Below are 686 nucleotides of genomic sequence, written 5' to 3' on the forward strand. Positions count from 1 at the left end.
ACTTCACGCCAGCCAGCGTGTGCCCGTCCGCCTTGTCGGTGAAGCCGAAGTCGACGGCCTTGAATTTGTAGGCGCTGTCTTCCAGCAGACCGACCGTCTTGTCAGTACCCGAAGGAGCGTCGTTGACCGGCTTGATCGAAAAGCGGAACGCGTTCGGCGTCGGGTCGATGTTGATGCCGCCATTGGCCGTTCCGCCATTGTCTACGACCTGGAAGGTGAAGGAGACGGGGGCGGTGGCATTGGCGGTGGGCGTGTAGACCAGCTTGCCGAGATCGGCCGTGTTGACGATCTGGCCGGCCTTCAGCGCCTTGCCCGAAAGGGTCAGAAGCCCCGCTGTGGGCAGCGTCGCGAACTTCACGCCTGCCAGCACATGACCGTCCGCCGTGTCGGTGAAACCGAAATCGGCGGGCTTGAACTTGTAGGCGCTGTCTTCCAGCAGACCGACCGTCTTGTCAGTACCCGAAGGAGCGTCGTTGACGGGCTTGATCGAAAAGCGGAACGCATTCGGCGTCGGGTCAATGTTGATCCCGCCCATGGCTGTTCCGCCGTTGTCGACGACCTGGAAGGTGAAGGAGACGGGGGCGGTGGCATTGGCAGCCGGCGTATAGACCAGCTTGCCGAGATCGGCTGCGGTGACGATCTGGCCGGCCTTCAGCGCCTTGCCGGACAGCGTCAGGCTTCCCGCG

The 686-nt window shown here is 63.1% G+C and carries 1 protein-coding gene; it reads right to left on the reverse strand.

Annotation, left to right across the window (positions count from 1 at the left end; all coding sequences use genetic code 11):
- A partial coding sequence (locus tag HV823_RS26385) for an Ig-like domain-containing protein (protein WP_210270948.1) occupies window positions 1-686 on the reverse strand: 686 nt, incomplete at both ends.

The organism is Mycoplana rhizolycopersici (assembly GCF_013378445.1).
GTDB classification, from domain to species: Bacteria; Pseudomonadota; Alphaproteobacteria; order Rhizobiales; family Rhizobiaceae; genus Mycoplana; species Mycoplana rhizolycopersici.